Source organism: Streptomyces klenkii, assembly GCF_003626645.1.
Classification (GTDB): Bacteria; Actinomycetota; Actinomycetes; order Streptomycetales; family Streptomycetaceae; genus Streptomyces; species Streptomyces klenkii.
This window is the reverse complement of record NZ_RBAM01000176.1, coordinates 1-1,089: the sequence shown is the minus strand read 5'-3', so window position 1 is coordinate 1,089 and position 1,089 is coordinate 1. Positions and strand designations below refer to the sequence as shown.

At 78.5% G+C, this 1,089-nt stretch carries 1 protein-coding gene and 1 pseudogene; both read left to right on the top strand.

Translation table 11 applies throughout. From position 1 onward, the window contains the following. Positions 1-197: pseudogene (locus D7231_RS36850) on the top strand (proteasome subunit beta); the annotation flags it as partial. Then, positions 194-994: an HAD family hydrolase gene (locus D7231_RS35580; RefSeq protein WP_242000094.1), complete on the top strand. Its 801-nt coding sequence runs from the start codon at positions 194-196 to the stop codon at positions 992-994. The pseudogene D7231_RS36850 and the gene D7231_RS35580, both read left to right, overlap by 4 nt. The last annotated feature ends 95 nt before the right edge of the window (positions 995-1,089 follow it).

The following is a 1,089-nucleotide window of genomic DNA, read 5'->3' as shown; positions in this document are numbered from 1 at the left end:
AGGCCCTCTACGACGCCGCCGACGACGACTCCGCCACCGGCGGCCCCGACCCCGTGCGGCGCACCTGGCCGCTGATCGTCCTGATCACCGCCGAGGGCCTGGTCCGGCTCACCGACGAGGAGGCGGCGGAGGCGTCCCGCGCGGTCCTCTCCCAGCGCGGCGAACGGCCGGACGGGCCGGGCGCCGGCCCGCTGTGAGCGCCCCGGACGGCCCGGGCGGCCCGGACTCCGCCGGGGGCGCGGCGGGGATCGCCGCCGTGCTGTGGGACATCGACGACACGCTCTTCGACTATTCCGGCACCGACCGGGCCGCCGCGCTGCGCCACTTCGAGGCCGAGGGCCTGCTGCGCCGCTTCCCCACCCCGGAGGGCGCGCTGGAGCGCTGGCGCGAGCTGATGGAGTTCCACTACGCCCGCTACCTCACGGGCGAGCTGACCTTCACGGAGCAACGCCGGGAGCGCGCGCGGGCGTTCCTCCTGGAGGCGGGGGCCGCCCCGCCGGGAGAGGCCGCGGACGACGGCCCGCCGCGGCCGTTGACCGACGCCGAGGCGGACGCCTGGTTCGAGCGCTACGGCGCCCACCGCCGCGTCGAGTCCGGACTCTTCCCCGACGTGCTGCCCGCGCTCGCCGCCCTCAGCCCCGGCTACCGGCACGGCCTGCTCTCCAACTCCGACGCCGAGCACCAGGAGGGCACCCTGCGCTCGCTGGGCATCCGCGACCGCTTCGAGGTGCTGCTGTGCTCCTCTCAGCTCGGCCACGCCAAGCCCGCGCCCGAGGCGTTCCTCGCCGCGTGCGAGGCCCTGGGCCTGCCGCCGGGCTCGGTCGCCTACGTCGGGGACCGCCCCGACGTGGACGCGGCCGCCGCCGACGCGGCCGGCCTGCACGGCATCTGGCTCGACCGCGCCGCCGCCCTCCCCCCGCCCCCGGGCGTCCGCCGCATCACGGGCCTGACCGCCCTCCCGGACCTCCTGCGCACCCTGCCGGCCGGGCGCTGAGCGGGGGCAACGCCCGGGGCGGGGGCGTTCAGCGGGGTGGGGACTGCCAGCGGGTGAAGAGGAGTTCGCCCAGGGTCGCGGGGCGGGCGCGGCGG